This window comes from Amycolatopsis albispora (assembly GCF_003312875.1).
In the GTDB taxonomy this organism is placed as follows: domain Bacteria; phylum Actinomycetota; class Actinomycetes; order Mycobacteriales; family Pseudonocardiaceae; genus Amycolatopsis; species Amycolatopsis albispora.
The window spans coordinates 6,563,436-6,584,043 of sequence record NZ_CP015163.1 but is presented as its reverse complement, the minus strand read 5'-3'; the positions used below and the strand labels follow the sequence as shown (position 1 = coordinate 6,584,043).

The window sequence follows — 20,608 nt, the reverse complement described above, 5'->3', positions numbered from 1 at the left end:
CCGGTTCTCGTTACGCGTCAGCTCACTTGCCGCTGAAGATCGACAGGAACTTCTGGAAGATGTTCAGCGGGCCGCCGGCCTCCTCGATGGCGGGCACGTCGGCCGTCGGCAGCAGTTCCTGCGGGTCCATCGGAACCGTGGTGGCCGGGTCGACGGGCAGGCCGCCACCGAGCACCGCGTCCGCCGGCAGCACACCGTTGGTCGGGTCGACCGGCAGGCCGCCACCCAGCAGGGCGTCGGTCGGCAGGCCGCCGCCACCGAGCACGTTGCCCGAGGCCAGGTCCAGGCCCGACAGCTCGATCGGCAGGGTGCCGGTCGAGGGCAGGTCGGTCACCGTGCCCAGGTCGGGCACGCCCGGCGCGGAGGGCAGCGGGGCGTCGGCGCGCTGCGCCGCACCCGGCAGACCCGGGAGACCCGGCAGGGACGGCAGACCCGGGGTGGGCAGCCCGTCGGTGGGCAGGCCACCGGTGGGCAGGCCCGCGTCACCGTCACGGCCGAGGCCGGTCGGCACGCCCGGCACGCTGGGCAGCGACGGCCAGTTCAGCGACGGGACCGCGTCGAGCGGCAGCTCCGAACCGTCGATGATCGGGTTGAACTGCGGCTCCTGGTTGTCGACCATGATGTCGGTCGCGTTGGTGGCCTCGGCGTTCGCCACGCCCAGCAGGGCCAGCGGGACGTCGAAGATCTGCGCCACCACGCCGACCGGGACCTGGCCGTCGAAGCCGGACAGGCTGTCCATGGTGCCGGCGGTGGTGGTGTCGCCACCGACCTTGCCGCTGGTCACGTTGTCGGCGGTGGCGTCGGCCACCCCGGCGGCCGCGACCGCGTTGCCGAAGACCTGCGCGACCGCGGCGGCCGGCACGTCCAGGATGTTGCCGGAGAAGGCACCGTCGACACCCGAGGTGGTGATGTCCCCGCCCGAGGTGGCGTCGGTGGTGTTCGACGCCGAGCCGGTGGCCTTGGCGGCCGCGGCCACCGCGTTGCCGAAGACCTGCGCGATGGGCAGGCCCTGCGCGCTGACCACGTTGCCGGCCAGGCCGCCACCGTCGCCGTTGGTCACCGAGTCGCCGCCGGCTTCCGCGACCACGTCGTTCTCGGCGGTGTCGCCACCGACGAGCGCGGCCAGCCCGGCCGAGGAGCCGAACAGGGTGGCGGCACCGGCGAACGGCGCCTGCACGATGTTCCCGGCGACCGCGCCGTCCTCACCGCCGGTGGTGGCGTCGCCGCCGGCCACCGCGTCGGTCAGGTTCTCGCTGGTGCCGAAGCCGGTCCCGATGAAGGACGCGCCGAGGCCGTGGGCCTGCACCGGCAGCGCCACCGGCACGAAGCCGATGTTGCCCGAAGCGCCGGCCTCGTTGCCGGTCGCCTTGACGTCGTCGCCCGCGGTGACCTGCGTGTCGGTGGTGGCTTCACCGGTGCCGCGGCCGATGTGCGAAGCGCCGATGCCGAAGACCTGCGCCGGGATGGCCAGCGGGCTGGCGACCAGGTTCGAGCTGCCGAACCCGTTGTCGTCGTCGGTGTTGCCACCGCCGCCGGCGGTGATCTCCTTGGTCTCGGACGCGGTGCCCTCGCCCTGCCCGATGTACGAGCCGCCGATGCCGAAGACCTCGGCGGGCACGGCCAGCGGGACCTGCACGATGTTGCCCGAGCCCGAGCTGTCGTTGCCGGTGCTGCCGTTGTAGCCACCGGACTGCACGGTCTTGGTCTCGGTCGCGGTGCCCGAGGCGTTCCCGATGTGCGAACCGCCGATGCCGAACACCTCACCGGTCAGCGCGGGCTGCCCGGTCACCGTGTTGGCGGACAGGAACGAGCCGTCGCCGGTGGTGTAGGTGCCCTCGCCCGCGGTGGCCGAGGTCTCGTTGTCGTGCGCGGCGTGCGCGTTGCCGATGTAGGTGCCGCCGATGCCGAAGGCCTCGACCGGGACCGCGACCGGCAGGTCGACGATGTTGCCGGTGCCCGCGCCGTCCTGGCCCGTGGTGCTGGAGAAGCCACCGGCCTCGACCTCGCTGGACGAGGAACCGGCGCCGGCGTACTCGCCCTGGGCGTTGCCCGTGGTGGCGTTGCCGATCCAGGAAGCCGCGTTGCCCGCGACGTTGGCGACGAGCGCGCCCTGCGGCTGGACCACGGTCCCCGCCAGGAACGCCTTGTCGCCTTCGGTGGTGATGTAGGCCGGGATGTCGTTGAGCCCGGGGGTGGTGTCACCGGCGGTGGCGTCGGCCTCGGAGTGCGACACCGAGTCGGCGTCGGAGCCCCAGGCGCCGGCGGCGTTGCCGTTGAACTTGACCGGGAGCGCGATCGGCACGCCGACCACGTTGCCGGTGGCCGCGCCACCGTCACCGTTGGTCTGGATCCAGCCGCCCGACTCGGCCTCGGTCTCGGCGTCGAACTCGCTGTAGGCGTTGCCGAGGATCCACGAGGCCGCGTTGCCGGTGACCTGCACCGGGGTGGCGAACTGCGGGGCGACCACGTTGCCGGAGCCGCCGGAGCCGGTGCCGTCCGTGCTGATGTCGCCGGTCTCGGTCACCTCCTGCTCGGCCGTGCCCGAGGCGTAGCCCGAGCCGCCCGCGACGCCACCGGCGTTGCCGGCGATCTGGATGGGCAGCGCCCAGTCCAGCGCGACCACGTTCCCGGCCAGGCCGGAGTGCTTGCCGTCGGTGGTGGTGTCCTCGTTGTTCGAGTACGACTGCGTGCAGTTCGCGTCCTCGACCACGGCGTCGCCGATGACCCCGATCGCGTTGCCGCAGATCTGGATCGGCGCCGTGACGTCGAGGTCGACCTTGTTGCCCTTGAAGACGTCGTCGGTCTGCTCGATGTCGAGCCCGGAGACGTCCTGCGCGGTGCGCGAGGCACCGGTCTTTCCGGCAGCCGAAGAGACCGCGCTGGTGGCCTTGTCCGTCACGCCCGCGAGCGGGGCGGTCGCCTTCGAGGCGGGAGCGGCGGCCTTCTGCAGCGGGTCGGTCACGCCCTTGAGCGGCTTGGTGACCGGCTTCGTGCTGATCTCACCGGTGTACCCGGGGAGGTTGACCTGCCCGGCGGGGGTGCCGAGCGCGTTCTTCTCGATCTGAACCGGGAGGTTCAGGTTCACGTCGAGCGGACCGGCGGGGCTGTCGGGACTGACGTTCTCGTCGGCAGAAGCGATGCCGGTACCCAGCATCAGCAAACCACCCGTGACCAGCGCGGTCTTGATTCCGCGCTTCGCCCAGGTCTGCATTGAGGGGTTCTCCTTTTCCTTGGGTTCCCTTGCGGGTTCGTGGCTCCCTGGCAACCTGCGTTCTGCAGCTTGCGGTGGGGAGGAGGGCTGCGATCGAACGGCGATCGCGGGAAGCCGCGGGGTGGTTCAAGGAGGGAACGCGCACGAACCGGCACTGCGAAGTGACCGGCGGGGGACGCGAACCGTCCTACCCCGCGCGGTGATCAGTCAGGCGTGACGCCGGGCTGCGCGCCCGGTTCCACCATGAGGTGCCGGACACCGGATCGGACGGAGCCGATCGGAGCGGTGTCGAAAGCGGCGGCCGAACCGGCGGGAACGCCGGCCAGCAGCCCGTCGAAGTGCCCGCCGGCGGAGTTGCCGCCACCGGGAACGGTGGGCACGGTGAGCGGCGCCAGCGGCGCGCGCAACGGGGAGAAGGGAGAAGGCAGTTCGCGGTCGCCCGCGTCGCCTTCGTCAGTGGAGCCGCCGACGCGCGAAGCGTCGAACGCGGCGAGCCAGGAGCCCTCGCGCGGCGAGGGCACGGAGACCGTGTGCACGCCGACGGTGCCGGCTTCGGGCACCACGGTGACCGGCTGCTCGGGCACCACCGGGTCGGCGGCGCCGGTGCCGGAACCGGTACCGAGCGGAAGCGGCGCCAGCTCGGCCAGCGCGTCCTCGCCCTTCGGCTGCAGGAAGTCCCAGAACTTCTTGCCGAAGTCCTGCACGCCCTGGTTGGCCGGGGCCAGGCTCTGCTCGATGACCTTCGGCGCGTCCTCGGGCTTGCGCGCGATGTGCTCGAAGGCACCGAGCGTGCGCTCGACCGGGCGGACCACGGCTTCGCTGGTGAACTCATCGACCGCGGCGGTGACGTCCTGGCGGACCGCGCGCGAGGTGCCGGTGGACGGGACCTCGGTCGCGTGGGCGGCGGCACCGGCCGCGTCGCCGGTCAGTTCGGAGACACCGCCGGTGAGGTCATCCAGGCCCTGGACGGTCGCGTCGGTGACCGGGGTGAGGTCGGCGGTGCCGGACTCGGGAGCGTCGGGAGCCGCAGGAGCTACCGGGGATTCCGTGGCGGAAGCGCCGGTGGCGAAGGTCCACGCGGCGGCCGTACCGGCCAGCACCCCACCGGCGAGCAGGAGGGCGCGCGAAGCCCAGCGACCGGCGCGCTTCGCGCCTCGCTGGTTCGCCGCCACGTCCGTCACCTGTGTGCTCCTCCGTGTCTGTGTTCCGGGCGCCAGTGATCCGAACTCGGATACTCAGGGTGTGAAGTGATCACGTTCTGTCGGCGCGACACCGAGACTGGACCACCGGGCCCCGCGAATGCATCTTCGAAGCACCTTGATGGCCCGAAAGTGTGAAAAACACGCGGTGTTGCCAACTCTGACCGAAAGTGATCGGCTCCGGCGTTTCCCGCCGTCTGCCTGCTGGCCGGACCGCGTGCCGACTAAGTTGTCGGATGTGCCGGAGCAGGAGAACAAGCCCGCCCACCTCCCCGCCCCCGACTACCCGGGTCTGCCGGTGGAACTGGACGTGACCACCGTCGTACCCCGCGGTCTGCGGATCGGCGCCGCCCTCGCCTGGCGGTTCCTCGTGGTGATCGCCGCGCTCTACGTGATCGTCTGGCTGGTCGGCTACCTGTCGGTGGTGGTCATCCCGCTGTCGATCGCGTTGCTGCTGGCCGCGCTGATGGCGCCGGGTGTCGGCTGGCTGGTCCGCGTCGGGCTGCCGAGGGGGCTCGCCGCCAGCATCGTGCTGATCGGCGGCCTCGGCCTGCTCGGCGGGCTGCTCACCTTTGTCGTCGCGCAGTTCACCAGCGGCCTGCCCGCCCTGCAGAAGCAGCTCACCGAGAGCCTCGACCAGATCGAGGACTGGCTGGTCAACGGCCCGCTGCACCTGCGGCAGACGCAGATCCAGGACTTCATCAACGAGGCCATCGAGTTCCTCAAGAAGAACCAGGCCACCATCACCGACAGCGCGCTGACCACCGCGGGCACCGTCGGCGAGGTGCTCACCGGCTTCGTGCTGACCCTGTTCATCCTGATCTTCTTCCTGGCCGGTGGGGAGCAGATCTGGACCTTCCTCACCCGCGGGGTGCCGCGCCAGGTGCGCAACCGGGTGGACGTGGCGGGCCGTCGCGGGTTCGCGTCGCTGGTCAGCTACGTGCGCGCGACCGCGGCGGTGGCCGTGGTGGACGCCGTCGGCATCGGCATCGGGCTGTGGATCCTGGGTGTGCCGCTGGTCATCCCGCTGTCCACTTTGGTCTTCCTCGGCGCCTTCGTGCCGATCATCGGCGCGGTGCTGACCGGGGCGGTGGCGGTGCTGGTCGCGCTGGTCACCAACGGCTTCGTCACCGCGCTGATCGTGCTCGGCGTGGTGGTGCTGGTGATGCAGCTGGAAAGCCACATCCTGCAGCCGCTGCTGCTGGGCCGGGCGGTCAAGCTGCACCCGCTGGCCGTGGTGCTGGCGATCACCGCCGGGCTGGTCACCGCCGGCATCGCCGGTGCGCTGCTCGCGGTGCCGCTGCTGGCCGTGCTCAACTCCGGGATCAAGTCGCTGCTGCACGAGCGCGACCCCGATCCGGCGACGGTGGACGTGCTCGACGACCGGGGTGCGCAGCCGAACACCACGCCCGACGACGACGAAACCGGCGGAACCAAGGAAAAGTGAGCGCGCGGTTCGGCCCCACAACCCGCGACCTCGCCTCCCCGCTGTGGTGGGGCGCGATCGGGCTGCGGGTGCTGACCTGGTTGTTCGCCGCGGGCATCGTGGTGGTGCACCAGGACGAGTACCGCCGCGCGTGGCTCGCCTGGGCGGTGCTCGGCGTGATGGCCTGCTGGACCGTGCTGACCAGCCTGGTCTACGCCCGCGAGGCGCTCCGGTGGCGGTGGCGCTGGCTGGTGGTGGCCGACGTGGTGGTCACCGCCGGGCTGATGCTGACTTCGCCGCTGATCCTGTCCGACGCGCAGTTCGCCGCCGCCGATCCGCTGATCACCACGGTCTGGGCGGCCGTGCCGCCGCTGGTCGCCGGTGCCCGGTTCGGGGCCGTCGGCGGGCTCGCCGGCGGGCTGGTGATCGCGGTGTGCACCGGTGCCGCGCGCGGCGAGTTCACCGTGGACGTCGCCCGCGACGGGGTGTTGCTGCTGGCCAGCGGCCTGCTGATCGGGATGACCGCAACAACCGCGCGACGGTCGGGTTCCGCGCTGGCCCAGGCGTTGCGCACCGAGGCGGCGACCGCGGAACGCGAGCGGCTGGCCCGCTCGATCCACGACAGCGTGCTGCAGGTGCTCGCGCGTGTCCGCAAGCGCGGGGCCGAACTGGGCGGCGAGGCGGCCGAACTCGCCGAACTGGCCGGTGAGCAGGAGATCGCCCTGCGCGCACTGGTCACCACCGAGCCGACGCGGCCCACGGACGAGACCGCCGACCTGCGCGCGGCGTTGCAGCTGCTGGGCACGTCCACCGTGCACATCTCCAGCCCGGCGGGCCCGGTTTCGCTGCCCGCGCACGTCACCACCGAACTGGCCGACGCCGTGCGCGAGGCGCTGGCCAACGTCGCGAAGCACGCCGAGGGCGCCCAGGCGTGGGTGCTGCTGGAGGACCTGGGTGACGAGGTGATCGTGTCGGTGCGCGACGACGGTCCCGGCATTCCCGCCGGGCGGCTGGAACGGGCGGCGGCCGAGGGACGTCTAGGGGTGGCGAAGTCCATCAAGGACCGGGTGGCCGGACTGGGTGGCACGATCAGCCTGGACACCGCGCCCGGAGCGGGCACGGAATGGGAGATCCGCGTGCCGAAGGGAGCCTCGGGATGAGCGCGATTTCGGTGATGGTGGTCGACGACCACCCGATCTGGCGGGACGGCGTGGCCAGGGACCTCGGTGAGCAGGGGTTCGAAGTGCTGGCCACCGCGCCCGACGGCGACGCGGCGATCCGGATCGCCAAGACCGTGCGCCCGGACGTGGTGCTGATGGACATGAACCTCGGCGAGACCTCCGGGGTCGACGCGACCAGGGCGATCACCGGCGCGCTGCCGGAGACCAAGGTGCTCGTGCTGTCCGCGAGCGGGGAACACGAGGACGTGCTGGAAGCGGTGAAGGCGGGCGCCTCCGGGTATCTGGTGAAGTCGGCGTCGTCGGCCGAGCTGGCCGAGGCGGTGCGCCGGACCGCGGCGGGTGATCCGGTGTTCACCGCCGGGCTCGCGGGCCTGGTGCTCGGGGAGTACCGGCGGATGGCGGACGCGCCGGGCACCAGCGGCGAACCACCGCGGCTGACCGAGCGCGAGACCGACGTGCTGCGCCAGGTCGCGAAGGGTCTGACCGCGCGGCAGATCGCCGAGAAGCTGGTCATCTCGCATCGCACGGTGGAGAACCACGTGCAGTCCACGCTGCGGAAGCTCCAGCTGCACAACCGGGTCGAGCTGGCCAGGTACGCCATCGAGCACGGGCTCGACACCGACTAGAAGTCGGGGAAAATCCCGGATTCGCCGGGGGCGCCCCGGTCCTAGCATGGACCGCATGGGTGAGCCGCAGACCGATCAGCTACCGGTACCGGCCGAATCGAATGGTGATGAGGCGGAGAAGAAGCCCGAGGCGCCGAAGGAGTTCAGCCCGCGCGACCTCCGGGTGTCCGACGCCGAACGCGAGCACGTGGTCGGGGTGCTGCAGAAGGCGATCGGCCGGGGCATGCTCGACCTGGACGAGTTCACCGAGCGCACCGACAAGGCACTGGCCTCCCGCACGCGCGGCGAGCTGAACTCCGTGCTCGCCGACCTGCCGGGGCTGGTGCATCGGGACGCCGCTCCGGTCTTGGCCACCGGAGCGGCCCCGGTGCCCCCGAACCCGTACGCGCCGCCGTCCGCCGGCAAGCCGCTGGAACTGCGGGCACACGGCTCGAACCTCAAGCGCAGCGGGCAGTGGCAGGTGCCGTCACACCTGCGGGTGCGCAACAAGTACGCGAGTACGAAGCTCGACTTCACCGAGGCGGTGCTCACCTCGCCGGTGGTCTACATCGAACTGGACACCAAGTGGGGCGGCGTCGAACTGGTGGTGCCGGAGGAAGCGGGTGTGGACCTGAACGCCATCACCGAGATCAAGTGGGGTTCGGTGGAGGACAAGCGCAAGCGGCAGCCCGCCTCCGGCTCGCCGACCATCATCGTGACCGGGCGGGTGCACGGCGGCCCGCTGGTGGTCCGCAACGGCCGCCGCTCCTTCTGGTGAGTGACCGCGACCTGCGGGTTTCCGACGCCGAGCGCGAGCACGTGGCGGCGTTGCTGCAGAAGGCGGTCGGGCACGGCCTGCTCGACCTGGACGAGTTCACCGCACGCACCGATCTGGCACTGGCCGCGCGCACGCGGGGTGAGCTGAACCGGGTGCTCACCGATCTGCCCGGCCTGGTGCACCACGGCGCGAACGGCACCGTGCCCGCGCGCCGGGACCGGCTGGTGCTGCGGACCCTGATGGGCAGCTCGAAGCGCGACGGGCGCTGGCGCGTGCCGCACGAAATCCTGGTGCGGAACCAGATGGGCTCCACCGACCTGGACTTCACCGAGGCCGAGTTCGGCCACGCCGAGGTGCGGATCGAGCTGAGCGTGGCCGCGGGCTCGGTGCGGTTGCTGGTGCCCGCGCACGCGTCACTGTCCACTTCGGACGTCAAGGTGCTGGCGGGCTCGCTGACCGACCGGACCGAGTTCGAGCGCGCGTCCGGGCGGCCCCGGTTCGTGCTGAGCGGTTCGGTGTTCGCGGGGTCCGTGGAGATCCGGACCCCGCGTTACTTCCGGTTCGGGCGGGTGCAGGTACGGGTGCCCTGGCGGGTCACCTGGGGTTCGTGACCGCCTGACGGGCCGCCGCCGGATCAGCCGCGGCGAGCGCCGCGTTGGCCGCCGCTTCGCAGTCCTCGCGGGTGACCGCGGCCAGGCTCGCGCCGACCGCGCGCACCGCCGCCGCGTTCATCGACAGGCTGGTCAGCCCGAGCCCGGTGAGCACGCGGGCCAGCCGCGGGTCGGCGGCGGCCTCCCCGCAGACCCCGGCCGGCTTGCCGGTTTCCTTGGCCGCCTTGCCGATCAACGCGATCAGCCGCAGCAACGCGGGCTGCCACGGGTCGTTCAGCGCGGCGACCGCGCCGAGCTGGCGGTCGGCGGCGAAGGTGTACTGGGCCAGGTCGTTCGTGCCGATCGAGACGAAATCGACGGCGTCGAGGATCTCGCGGGCGGCCAGCGCGGCGGCGGGGATTTCGATCATCACGCCCGCCCTGGCGATCCCGGCGGCGTGCACACGCTCGGCGAACCACGCGGCCTCGGCGGCGGTGGCCACCATCGGCGCCATCACCGACACCTCGGCACCGGAGTCCCGCGCGGCGAGCGCGATGGCTTCCAGCTGGCGGTCGAGGATTTCGGGCCGGTCGAAGGCGATCCGCAGCCCGCGCACACCCAGCGCCGGATTCGGCTCGGTGTCGGGGGCGAGGAAGGCGAGCGGCTTGTCGGCACCGGCGTCGAGCGTGCGGACGATGACCGGCTTGCCCGCGAACGGCGTGAGCACCGCGGCGTAGGCGGCGCGCTGCGCTTCGACGGTGGGTTCGGTGGACGCGTCGAGATAGCAGAACTCGGTGCGGAACAGGCCGACGCCCTCGGCGCCCGCGTCCGCCGCGGCCCGCGCGTCGGCGGCCGAGCCGACGTTGCCGAGCACCTTGACGCGGTGGCCGTCGGCGGTGACGCCGGTGCCGTTCCACTCGGCTGGCCCACCGGCGGTCGCGGCCAGAATCGGCGCGTCGGCATCGGCAAGGCCGACCTCACCGGTGTCGCCATCGACCACCAGCGCGTCGGCCTCGAAGGCGAGCAGCCCGCGCACGGCGACCACGGCCGGAATGCCGAGCGCGCGGGCGAGGATCGCGGTGTGGCTGGTCGGGCCGCCCTCCTCGGTGACCAGCGCGAGCACCTTCGCCGGATCGAGTCCGGCGGTGTCGGCGGGCGCGAGGTCGCGGGCGACCAGCACGCTCGGCCCGGTCAGCTCGGGCACGCCGGGCGGGGCGAGGCCGAGCAGCTCGGCGACGATGCGGTCGCGGATGTCGTGGATGTCGCGCACCCGCTCGGCCATGTAGCCACCGGCCGCGGCGAGCATTTCGGCGAAGCCCTCAGCGGCCTGGTGCACCGCGCGCGCGGCGGGCAGGCGCTCGTTCTTGACCAGCGCTTCGGCCTGGCTGACCAGGGTCGGGTCGGCGGCCATCGCGGCGGTGGTCTGCAGGATCGTGGCGGCTTCACCGGTGGCCGTTTCGGCCTGCTTCTCCAGGCGGGCGGCGACCAGCTGGGCGGCGGGCTCGATGCGCGCGGCCTCGGCGGCGGGGTCCGGCGGGGCGGGGGTGCTCGGCGGGGCCTCGAGCGGCTCGGCCACCCGGACCACCGGGCCGCTCGCGCGCCCCGGACTGACCGCGACCCCGGAAAGTAACGCCCTCTGCTGCGACATGGTCTAGACCATACCGTGCCACTCCGGACCAGTGTAGTCCCCGATCAGCCGACGCCGGATGTCCGCGACCACGGCGTCGTCGAAGCAGGTCACGCCGAGGGACTCCCGGTGCTGGAGGGCGCGGTGGTAGGCGCGGACGTCGTACGGCTCGATCCCGCGCAACGCCAGCCCGGCGACCACCGGGCGGACCTCCTGGTCCCACCAGGTTTCGGCGAGGCGCACGCGGTCGTGGAGGCGGTTGCGGAAGCCCCAGGCCTCGGCGGCGTCAGCGAGCTTGAGCCAGTCGGCGGGGTGGTCGAGCCAGAGGCCCCAGCGCACGTCGTCGGGCAGCGGAACACGTTCGAGGAACACCCGCTCGGCGGCCTTGACCGGCAGGTCGGCGACGGTGAGGCAGCGGGTCGCGCAGGAAATGGTGCAGATCTTGCGCACGTGCGCGCGCACGCCGTCCAGTCCGCGCGCCCTGGCGAGCGCGACACGGTGGTGACCGTCCTCGACGAAGTACAACTGCCCGAGGCGGACGAGCCGGACCGGTTCGGTGGTGGTGATGTCGGCGAGGGCGTCCCAGCGGTGACGCAGCGCCCGGTTGCGCGGGCGGAACTGGCGGTCGAAGTCACCTCGGCGGGCTATCGTGCCGACGATGTCGGCCACCGGCACGTCCTGGTGGCCGAGGTCGATCTCGCCCTGGTGCCCCAACGCCGCGACGGTGTCCTCGAGGGGCATCAGCTCGAGTTCGCCGGGCCTGCGGGCCGCCACCACGTCCTTCAGCCGCGCCACATACCCGCGCCGCCACGCCGCGTCGAACCGGTCGGACCCCACACGGGGACCAACACGGCCGCGCTACCGCGCATTCCGCCTCAGTCGACTTCACCCGCGCGGGGGTACGACGGCTGGGCGCCCTGGCGGGTCACCGAGATCGCCGCGACCTTCACCGCGAGCCGGGCGGCGTCGGCGAGCGTGGAGCCCTCGGCGAGGGCGGCGGCCAGCGCGCCGGTGAAGGCATCCCCGGCGCCGGTCGTGTCCACGGCTTCGACCCGCGGCGACGGCACCTCCACCACCTCGTCCGCGGTCACCACCAGCGCGCCTTCGGCGCCTCGCGTGAGCACCGCCGAGTACGGGCCCAGTTCCAGGAGGTTGCGGGGGTCGGTGTTGTTGCTGTTCAGCAGCCAGGCGGCTTCGTGCTCGTTGACCAGCAGCACGTCCACCGCGGCCAGCGCACGCTGGCTCACCTTCGCGACCGGCGACAGGTTCAGCAGCACCCGCGCCCCGGCCTCGGCACCGGCGATCACCGCGTGCTCGACCGTCGGCAGCGGGATCTCCATCGACGTGACCAGCACCCGCACCCCGTCGAAGGCACCGTCCAGCGCCGACGGCTCCAGCGCGCTGTTCGCGCCCGGGGACACCAGGATCGAGTTCTCGCCGTCGGGCGTCACCACGATGTAGGCGGCACCCGTCGGCCGGTCCACCGTCCGGACCAGGTCCACGCTCACCCCGGCCTCGCGCAGGGAACCGAGGAGCAGCCTGCCGTTCGCGTCGTCGCCGACGGCGCCCGCCATCGCCACCTCGGCGCCGAGCAGCGACGCCGCCACCGCCGTGTTCGCGCCCTTGCCCCCGGGCAGCAGCACGGTGTCACCACCGAGCACGGTCTCACCCGCGCCGGGCCGTCGATCGGCGGAAACCACCAGGTCGGCGTTGATCGACCCGGCAACGAGGACTTCTGCGGTCATGCCCCCAAGCCTGCCAGGAGGCCCCGTCACCCAATCGTCACGGTGGTTTGAGTAGAGCTACGGATCCGCGGGCAGGCCCCGCGCCCGACGCTGGAGGCATGGGCAACACAAGCGGCACCACCGACCCCCTGCCGCGAATCGCCGACGCGCTCGGCGAGATCGCCGGCCGCCTGAGCACCCTCAGCGACGAACTGCGCGCACTGCCGTCGGCGCAGGTCAGCGCGCCACCTCTGGCACCGGTGCCCGAGCCGGTGCTGCCGCCGCCACCGGCACCCGCGCCGCCGGGCATGGCTCCGCCGCCGTACCCGGTGCCTCCGATGGCCCCGATGCCGCAGTGGCAACCCCGGCCACCCCAGCCTCCCCGGCCGACGCTGTCCGAGAAGCTCGCCAAGGACGGCGCGGGCAGCAAGGTGCTCGCCTGGATCGGCGGCGCGGTCACCCTGCTCGGCGTGGTGCTGCTGCTGGTGCTCGCCATCCAGCGCGGCTGGGTCGGCCCGGTGCCGCGTGTGCTGCTCGGCGCCCTGCTCGGCGGCACGCTGACCGGGCTCGGTCTCCGGCTGCACCGCAACCCCGCCGCCCGCACCGGCGCCTTCGCGCTGGCCGCGACCGGCGTCGCCGTGCTCTACGCCGACATCGTCGCGGCCACCACCTTCCTCGAACTGATCCCGTCGTGGGGCGGGCTGCTGCTCGGCCTGCTGGTCGCCGTCGGCGGGCTCGCACTGGCTGGTCACTGGAAGGCGCCGGGGCTCGCCGTGTTCGTACTGCTCGGCTGCGCTGTCTGCGCGCCGGTGCTCACCTCGGGCTTCACCGTGTCGCTGATGACCTTCCTGCTGATCCTGGCGGTCGCCGCGGCGCCGATCCAGCTGAGCCGCGAGTGGCCGGGCGTGGTGCTGGCCGCCGGCCTGCCGCCGATCGCGGGCAGCGCGCTGACCGTGTCGTTCGCCGCCGGTTCGTGGTTCGAGACCGGCAGTGATCTCGGTGTCGCCGTGCTCGCGGCGCTCACCTCGCTGCTCGTGCTCGCCACGGCCACCGCGACAACCGCGCTGCACCGCAACGACGTCACGCCGATCGCGTTGATCGCGGTGGCCCCGCTGCCGGTGATGCTGCTGCCGTTCCTGCTGGACCGCCCGCTCGCGGCCGCGTTCACCGGCGGGCTCACCGCGGTGCTCGCCGGGCTCTGGGCAGGCGGCCGCAAGCGTTTGCCTTCCGGGGTTTCGATGACCGCCGGGGTGCTGGCGTCCGTGCTCGCGTTCGAGACGACGACCGTCGCGCTCTCCGGTGAAACACGCGTGATCGTGGTGCTCGCCGAGGCGATCGCCTTCGGCGCGGTGGCGATCCGGCTGCGGAGCGGGGGCATGGTCGCGGCCGGAGCCGCGTTCGGGGCGGCCGGGCTGCTCGCCGCGATGGGGAGCGTCGCGTCGCCGGTCATGCTGCTGCGGAAGGCCGCCATGGCCACCGACGTGCTCGTCACCGGGGCCGCGGTGTCCCCGCTCATCGCGATCGCCGCGGTGCTGCTGGCCGTCGCGGCTTTCCGCACCGAAGCGGCGAAGTCCGTGGCACCGCTGGTCGCCGTTGTCGCTGGCATGGCGGTGCTTTACGGCGCGGCGGGTACGGTGCTCTACCCGGCGCGCCTGCTGGTGGACGGCGAGCCCGGGTTCCTGCTCGGCCACGCGCTGATCACCGTGTCGTGGACGGTCGCCGCGCTGGTCCTGCTGCTGCGCGGCATCCAGCGGAAGGCGTTCCGGGTCACCGGGCTGGTGCTGGTCGCCGCCGCACTGGCGAAACTGGTGCTGTTCGATCTGGCGTCCCTCGACGGCATGGCGCGCGTCGGCGCCTTCCTCGGGGCCGGATTGGTGCTGCTCGCGGCCGGTACGCGGTACGCGAGGCTGGTCGGCGCGACCCGTTCAGCCCAAGACAGCGGCTCGTGATCTATGCGAATGTGAAGGACTTTGTAACTTATCCGCTCCCGAATGCGACAATCAGGCGAGTGCTAGCCGAGCGTCACCCGTTCGGAGTGATTTCCCCGCCCGGACGTCACTTCTCGGTGGGGCTCAGCTCTACAGACACGCCACCGCGTTCGCGCGGGGGCGTTGCCCGACCAGCGGCCTCCGGCCGGCGGAACGGCATCGGGTCGCCGGCACCGATCACGTAGCCCCCCGAGTGATCGGTGCCGGCGGCGCCCCGGGTTTTCCCCACCCCGGTCGGGGGCGCACCGGGTTCTCGCCGCCCATCCGCGGGCCTAGCGTGGGTTTTCCCACGTCAGCACGAGGAAAGGGGATCGGCGATGACCGCCGCGACCAGGGCACGCACTCCGTTCCGGCTACTGCTCGCCGGGTTCTGCACCGTGGTCCAGGTGCTGTTGCTCGGCCTGACCGCGTACCTGATCGTCCGCGTGGTCACCTACGGCGTCTTCTGGGACGCCGACGCCGACCAGAGCGGCACCTGGGGCGGGCCGACGCTGCTCGGGGCGTGGCTGGTGCACGCGTTGATCGGCCTGCCCGGCGCCGCGGTGTCGGCCTGGCTCGCGAACCGGCTCGGCCGCGCGGCCGCCCGCCTTAGACTGCCCCCGACGTGAACAGTCCAGCGGGGTGACGAATGAGCAAACCCACACGGCGGGCGCGCCCCCGATCCGCGACGGAGATCCGGCAGGCCGCGCGCGCCCTCCTGGTGGCGGACGGGCCGGAAGCGGTGACGCTGCGGGCCATCGCCAGGGAGCTCGGCATCACCGCACCCGCGCTGTACCGGTACTACGGCTCACGGGACGACCTGCTCGCGCACCTGCGGCTGGACATCGTCGGCGATCTCGGTGACGAACTGGCCGCCGAGGTCGCCGAACTCGCCGACAGCGACGGCGTGGTGCAGCTTTTCGCGCTGTGCCGGGGTTTCCGGCGGTGGGCGCTGACGCACACGCGGGAGTTCGCCCTGGTCTTCGCCTCGCCGACCGGCTCGGTGGGCTCGGCGCCCAACAGCGCCGCCACCCTGAGCCGCGCCGACGAGCCGTTCGGGCGGATCTTCCTGACCACCGCCGGGCACCTGCTCGCCACCCACGACCTGAACACCCCCGACGACGAAGCCGTTCCCGTGGAACTGCGGGACGATCTGGCCGCCTTCCGCGGGGAACTGCTGTCGGTGCTGAGCGAATCCGGCCTCGATTTCCCGGCGGGCAAACTGGATCTGGGCACCACTTACCTGATGATCCAGTTCTGGGCGCGGTTGTACGGGCACGTGACGCTCGAGGTTTTTGGCAACTACCCGATCCCGGTCACCAAGCCGGACGTGCTGTTCGACGCCATGCTCGCCGACCTGGCCAGGGAAATCGGCGTCCTGCCCCGGTGACCACCAGGTGCTCACCGGGGCACTGACTCAGGCTGCGTGGCCGCCGTCTACGGAGAGGGTGGTGCCGGTGACGTAGCGGCTGCTTTCCGCGGCCAGGAACGAAACCGCCGAGGCGATCTCGTCCGGGGTGCCGTAGCGGCCGACGGCGGTCAGTGAGGCCTGCTCGGCGGCGTACGGGCCGTCCGCCGGGTTCATCGCGGTGTCGGTCGGGCCCGGCTGCACCAGGTTGACCGTCACGCCGTTCGCGCCGAGTTCGCGGGCCAGCGCCTTGGTCAGCCCGATCATCGCGGTCTTGCTCAGCGCGTACAGCGACATGCCCGGCCCCGGCACGCGGTCGGCCACGCAGCTGCCGATGGTGATCAGCCTGCCGCCGTGGCCGAGGTGCGCCGCGGCCGCCCTCGCGGCGAGGTACGGGGCGCGCACGTTCACCGCGAGCACCCGGTCGATGTCCTCCAGCGCGAAATCGCCGATCGGGCCGACCGCGCCCACGCCGGCGTTGTTGACCAGCACGTCGAGCCTGCCGAACTCGGCGACGGTCTCCTCGACCGCCTTCGCGCAGTCGGCGGCGTCGGCGCCGTCAGCGCGGATCACCAGGGCGCGGCGACCGGCGGCCTTGATCCGCTCGGCCACCTCGGTCGCCGCGGTGGCGTTGTCGCGATAGGTCAGCGCGACGTCGGCGCCATCGGCCGCGAGCCGCAGCGCGACCGCCGCGCCGATCCCGCGGCTGCCGCCGGTCACCAGTGCCACCTTGCCGTCGAGCGACATTTTCCGTTCCTCCGATTTGACTGGGTTTTCGTACGACACCCATCAAATCGGCGGCGCGGTGGCGAAGCTGGCGGCTTTCCGCCGTGGCGCTGCAGGGATCAGAGCACCACGTTGACCAGTCGGCCCGGCACCACGATCACCTTGCGCGGCGCGCCACCGGCCAGCAGCGCGACCACCTTCTCGTCGGCCAGCGCGGCTTCGGTCACCACGTCCTGGCCCGCGTCGGCGGCCACCGTGATGCGCGTGCGGACCTTGCCGTTGACCTGCACCGGGTACTCGACCGTGTCGTCGACCAGGTACTTCTCGTCGACCGCGGGGAACGGGCCGTGCGCCAGCGAACCCGTGTGGCCCAGGCGCTGCCACAGTTCCTCGGCCACGTGCGGGCACAGCGGCGCCAGCATCAGCACCAGCGGCTCGGCCAGCTCGCGCGGCGTGGCGTCAGCCGCGCCGTACGCCTTGGTCAGGTGGTTGTTCAGCTCGATCAGCTTGGCGCCCGCGGTGTTGAACCGCATCTGCGCGTAGTCCTCACGAACCCCGGCGATGGTCTTGTGCAGCTGCCGCCGGTCCACCTCCGTGGCGTCCACATCGGACACTCGCGGCTCGCCGGTGGTCTCGTCCACCACCAGCCGCCACAGCCGCTGCAGGAAGCGGTGCGAGCCGACCACGTCCTTGGTCGCCCACGGCCGCGACAGCTCCAGCGGGCCCATCGCCATCTCGTAGAAGCGGAAGGTGTCGGCCCCGTAGTCCGCCGACATCTGGTCGGGCGTGACCACGTTCTTCAGGCTCTTGCCCATCTTCCCGTACTCCTGCTTGACCTCCTGGCCGAAGTGGAAGTACTTGCCGTCGCGCTCCTCGACCTCCTCGGCGGGCACGTAGAACCCGCGCGAGTCCTTGTAAGCGAAGGCCTGGATGTAGCCCTGGTTGAACAGCTTCCGGTACGGCTCGTCCGAGGACACGTGGCCCAGGTCGAACAGCACCTTCTGCCAGAACCGCGAGTACAGCAGGTGCAGCACGGCGTGCTCGACACCGCCGATGTACAGGTCGACGCCGCCGGGGTCGTCCACGCCGTGCTCGGCCGGGCGCGGCCCGGTCCAGTAGCGCTCGTTCTCCGGGTCGACCAGTGCGTCGGCGTTCCGCGGGTCGATGTAGCGCAGCTGGTACCAGCAGGAACCCGCCCAGTTGGGCATGGTGTTGGCGTCGCGGCGGTAGGTCTTCGGCCCGTCGCCCAGGTCCAGTTCGACGTTCATCCAGTCTTCGGCCCGCGACAGCGGCGGCGACGGCTCGGTGTTCGGGTCGTCCGGGTCGAAGGTCTTCGGCGAGTAGTCGTCGACCTCGGGCAGCTCGACCGGCAGCAGGTGGTCGGGCAGCGCGTGCGCCCGGCCGTCCTCGTCGTAGACCACCGGGAACGGCTCGCCCCAGTACCGCTGGCGCGAGAACAGCCAGTCGCGCAGCTTGTACTGCACGGTGCCGTGGCCGTGGCCGTGCTCCTCCAGCCAGGTGATGATCGTCTTCTTGGCCTCGTCGACGCCCAGCCCGTCCAGGAAGCCCGAGTTGACCGCGGGCCCGTCACCGGTGAACGCCTTGCCGTCGAAGCCCTCGGTGGGCTGCACGGTCCGGATGATGTCCAGGCCGAACTTCTCGGCGAAGTCCCAGTCGCGCTGGTCCTGCCCGGGCACCGCCATGATCGCGCCGGTGCCGTAGCCCATCAGCACGTAGTCCGCGACGAAGATCGGGATGCGGGCGTCGTTGACCGGGTTCACCGCGTACGAGCCGGTGAACACGCCGGTCTTGTCCTTGTTCTCCTGCCGGTCCAGTTCGGACTTGCGGGAGGCGGCCAGCCGGTACGCGGCCACCGCTTCGGCCGGGGTCGCCGCGTCGCCGGTCCACGACTCGTTCACGTCGGCGGGCCACGCGTCGGTGGTCAGCTGGTCGACCAGCGGGTGCTCGGGCGCCAGCACCAGGTAGGTCGCGCCGAACAGGGTGTCCGGCCGGGTGGTGAACACCTCGATCTTCGCGTCACCGGCGGCGAAGGCCACCCGCGCGCCGTTCGAGCGGCCGATCCAGTTGCGCTGCATCGCCTTGACCTTGTCCGGCCAGTCCAGCCGGTCCAGGTCGTCGACCAGCCGGTCGGCGTAGGCGGTGATGCGCATCATCCACTGGCGCAGGTTGCGGCGGAACACCGGGAAGTTGCCGCGCTCGCTGCGGCCGTCCGGCGTGACCTCCTCGTTGGACAGCACCGTGCCCAGGCCGGGGCACCAGTTCACCGGCGCCTCGGAGATGTAGGCCAGCCGGTGCGAGTCGATGATGTCGCGCTGCTCGGCGCGGGTCAGCTCGCACCAGTTGCGGCCGTCGGGCGTACGCCGCTTGTCCTGCGCGTACTCGGCCTCCAGCTCGACGATCGGGCGGGCCTTGCCCTGCTTCTCGTCGTAGAAGGAGTTGAAGATCTGCAGGAAGATCCACTGGGTCCAGCGGTAGTACTCCGGGTCGATGGTGGAGACCCGGCGGCGCTCGTCGTGCCCCAGGCCCAGCCTGCGGATCTGACGCAGGTAGGTCTCGATGTTCTCTTCGGTGGTCTTGCGGGGGTGCGCGCCGGTCTGCACGGCGTACTGCTCGGCGGGCAGGCCGAAGGCGTCGAAGCCCATCGTGTGCAGCACGTTCCGGCCGATCATCCGGTGGTACCGCGCGAACACGTCGGTGGCGATGAAGCCCAGCGGGTGCCCGACGTGCAGGCCGGCCCCGGACGGGTAGGGGAACATGTCCTGCACGAACAGCTTGTCCGACGGCACGTCCACGCCGGGTTCGGCGAGCGCCCCGACCGGGTTCGGCGCGTGGTACGTGCCGTGGTCGGCCCAGTAGTCCTGCCAGCGCTGCTCGATCTTCCCGGCCAGCGCCGCGGTGTAGCGATGCTGGGGCGTGTCCGGGGTCGCCTCGGTCATGGCCCGTGTCCTCCGTGTCGCACTCCAGAAACAACTCGACCCCTCCGCCAGAAGGCGTGAGGGGTCGCCGCGCTCAACCGTCCGTCGGTTCAGCGCGGCAGGCCAAGAAGCAGCCGAGCCGTGTTCATGCCCACCATGATAGCCGCCATGGCCAGCGCGTTTGCGCCCGCCCGTCAGCGCAGCGCGAGGGTGATCACCTGGGTGACCTGGGTGGCGGAGAAGTTGTTGTCGCTGACGAGGACCAGGCTGCGTTCCCCGGACGGCAGCCGCGGGCCCCATGCCATCCCCTCCACGTTGTCCACAGTGGACAACCCGAGCGCGGACAGGTCGGTCACCAGCTTCTTCTTGCCCGGCTTGGCCAGGTCGATCTCGAAGATGCGCACCTTGTTGCCGACCCCGGTGACGAACGAGCGCTCCATCACCAGGAACCGGTTGTGCTCGGCGGCCAGGATCGAGGTGACGCCGTTGTTGGCGAACGCGCCCGGCGGGTTCGACGCCGCGAAGATCGGCTCCTGCTGGTAGCGGTACTGCGCGAACACCGGGCCGTAGCGGCCCTGCACCAGGATCCGCGAGACGGCGCCGCGCTCGGTGGTGGCCTCCGGGCCGTCCTGCAGCAGCGGGCCTTCGAACGCGGTCACCACCAGGGCGCCGTGCGCGGCGAAGGTCATGCCCTCCGGACCGTAGTTCTGCCGCGGCCCCGACTCCGGCCGCATCTTCACGTCCTCGGGCAGGGGCAGTTCGCGCAGGTGAGAACCGTCACGCCGGGCCTCGCGGACCGACGGGTCCAGCAGCACGGTCGGCGTGCGGTCACCCTCCTGCGACCAGTAGTAGGTGCCCAGCCACGGGTCGACCCGCAGCTCCTCGGGGTCCACGCCCTGTGGTGGGTAAATGGTGCCGTCGGGGCGCTTGAAGGGGTGCACGCCGGTGATCTCGAACGAGCCCGCCGGGTCGAGCTTGGCGGTGTAGAAGCGGGCGTTCACCCGGTCGTCGCTGATCAGCACGTATTCGCCGGTGCGCGGGTCGCGGTCGATGCTGGACAGGCCGCCGACGGTGGTGCCGTCGAAGACCAGGCCGTGCGGCACGATCTGCTCGCCGACCAGGCGGACCCGCTGGCCGGCGTGGGCGGCCGGGGTGATCAGTGACAGGGTGACGGCGGCCGCGAGCGCGGTGCCGAACAGGCGCTTGAGCATGGCGTGCAGCACAGCGGAT

16 protein-coding genes are annotated in these 20,608 nt (G+C 71.9%); 8 read left to right on the top strand and 8 right to left on the bottom strand.

Annotated elements, in window-relative coordinates; translation table 11 throughout:
- Positions 1 to 22: 22 nt before the first annotated feature.
- Both A4R43_RS31090 and A4R43_RS31085 read right to left on the bottom strand, forming a co-directional pair.
- On the bottom strand, positions 23 to 3,211 hold the full coding sequence (locus A4R43_RS31090; RefSeq protein ID WP_113695339.1) for a beta strand repeat-containing protein: 3,189 nt from the start codon (positions 3,209 to 3,211) through the stop codon (positions 23 to 25).
- Positions 3,212 to 3,414: 203 nt separating this feature from the next.
- Positions 3,415 to 4,392 (bottom strand): hypothetical protein, encoded by a 978-nt coding sequence (locus A4R43_RS31085; RefSeq protein ID WP_113695338.1) that lies wholly within the window; start codon positions 4,390 to 4,392, stop codon positions 3,415 to 3,417.
- Positions 4,393 to 4,702: 310 nt separating this feature from the next.
- Here A4R43_RS31085 and A4R43_RS31080 point away from each other — a divergent pair, with 310 nt between their 5' ends.
- Genes A4R43_RS31080 through A4R43_RS31060 form a run of 5 tightly spaced genes read left to right on the top strand, consistent with a single transcriptional unit; the run spans position 4,703 to position 9,011 of the window.
- Positions 4,703 to 5,857: an AI-2E family transporter gene (locus A4R43_RS31080; RefSeq protein ID WP_236809289.1), complete on the top strand. Its 1,155-nt coding sequence runs from the start codon at positions 4,703 to 4,705 to the stop codon at positions 5,855 to 5,857.
- A complete protein-coding gene (macS, locus tag A4R43_RS31075; RefSeq protein ID WP_113695336.1) occupies positions 5,854 to 6,996 on the top strand; it encodes a MacS family sensor histidine kinase in 1,143 nt (380 codons plus the stop codon). Before A4R43_RS31080 ends, macS begins: the two co-directional genes overlap by 4 nt.
- Positions 6,993 to 7,643, top strand: a complete 651-nt coding sequence (locus A4R43_RS31070; protein ID WP_113695335.1) for a response regulator — start codon at positions 6,993 to 6,995, stop codon at positions 7,641 to 7,643. Before macS ends, A4R43_RS31070 begins: the two co-directional genes overlap by 4 nt.
- 55 nt (positions 7,644 to 7,698) lie before the next feature.
- Entirely contained in the window at positions 7,699 to 8,400 is a 702-nt protein-coding gene (locus A4R43_RS31065; RefSeq protein ID WP_113697991.1) for a DUF1707 SHOCT-like domain-containing protein, read from the top strand.
- Positions 8,397 to 9,011 carry a DUF1707 SHOCT-like domain-containing protein gene (locus A4R43_RS31060; RefSeq protein WP_236808390.1) on the top strand — a complete coding sequence of 205 codons (615 nt, stop codon included), beginning with the start codon at positions 8,397 to 8,399 and terminating at the stop codon, positions 9,009 to 9,011. The genes A4R43_RS31065 and A4R43_RS31060 overlap by 4 nt, the downstream gene beginning before the upstream one ends.
- Here A4R43_RS31060 and ptsP read toward each other — a convergent pair.
- The 3 genes from ptsP to A4R43_RS31045 are packed head-to-tail and all read right to left on the bottom strand — an operon-like array spanning position 8,995 to position 12,362.
- Positions 8,995 to 10,638 (bottom strand): phosphoenolpyruvate--protein phosphotransferase, encoded by a 1,644-nt coding sequence (gene ptsP / locus A4R43_RS31055; RefSeq protein WP_113695334.1) that lies wholly within the window; start codon positions 10,636 to 10,638, stop codon positions 8,995 to 8,997. The two genes, A4R43_RS31060 and ptsP, sit on opposite strands and share 17 nt — an antisense overlap.
- A gap of 3 nt (positions 10,639 to 10,641) precedes the next feature.
- The gene (locus A4R43_RS31050) at positions 10,642 to 11,454 is read right to left on the bottom strand and encodes a hypothetical protein (protein WP_236808388.1); all 813 of its coding nucleotides are present in this window, start codon (positions 11,452 to 11,454) and stop codon (positions 10,642 to 10,644) included.
- Between the two features lie 38 nt (positions 11,455 to 11,492).
- Complete coding sequence (locus tag A4R43_RS31045; RefSeq protein WP_113695333.1) at positions 11,493 to 12,362, bottom strand: ribokinase; 870 nt, start codon at positions 12,360 to 12,362, stop codon at positions 11,493 to 11,495.
- A 98-nt stretch (positions 12,363 to 12,460) separates the two neighbouring features.
- Here A4R43_RS31045 and A4R43_RS31040 point away from each other — a divergent pair, with 98 nt between their 5' ends.
- From A4R43_RS31040 to A4R43_RS31030, 3 genes are all read left to right on the top strand, one after another.
- Positions 12,461 to 14,290, top strand: a complete 1,830-nt coding sequence (locus tag A4R43_RS31040; protein WP_113695332.1) for a DUF2339 domain-containing protein — start codon at positions 12,461 to 12,463, stop codon at positions 14,288 to 14,290.
- Positions 14,291 to 14,646: 356 nt separating this feature from the next.
- Positions 14,647 to 14,937, top strand: a complete 291-nt coding sequence (locus A4R43_RS31035; protein ID WP_113695331.1) for a hypothetical protein — start codon at positions 14,647 to 14,649, stop codon at positions 14,935 to 14,937.
- A 20-nt stretch (positions 14,938 to 14,957) separates the two neighbouring features.
- Entirely contained in the window at positions 14,958 to 15,698 is a 741-nt protein-coding gene (locus A4R43_RS31030; RefSeq protein ID WP_113695330.1) for a TetR/AcrR family transcriptional regulator, read from the top strand.
- Between the two features lie 27 nt (positions 15,699 to 15,725).
- Here A4R43_RS31030 and A4R43_RS31025 read toward each other — a convergent pair whose 3' ends face one another.
- The 3 genes from A4R43_RS31025 to A4R43_RS31015 all read right to left on the bottom strand — a co-directional run bounded on the left by A4R43_RS31025 (position 15,726) and on the right by A4R43_RS31015 (position 20,589).
- Positions 15,726 to 16,463, bottom strand: coding sequence for an SDR family oxidoreductase (locus A4R43_RS31025; protein ID WP_113695329.1), 738 nt, complete (start codon positions 16,461 to 16,463; stop codon positions 15,726 to 15,728).
- Positions 16,464 to 16,561: 98 nt separating this feature from the next.
- Positions 16,562 to 19,399, bottom strand: coding sequence for a leucine--tRNA ligase (gene leuS / locus A4R43_RS31020; protein WP_113695328.1), 2,838 nt, complete (start codon positions 19,397 to 19,399; stop codon positions 16,562 to 16,564).
- Positions 19,400 to 19,572: 173 nt separating this feature from the next.
- Positions 19,573 to 20,589, bottom strand: coding sequence for an esterase-like activity of phytase family protein (locus A4R43_RS31015; RefSeq protein ID WP_113697990.1), 1,017 nt, complete (start codon positions 20,587 to 20,589; stop codon positions 19,573 to 19,575).
- Positions 20,590 to 20,608: the final 19 nt, after the last annotated feature.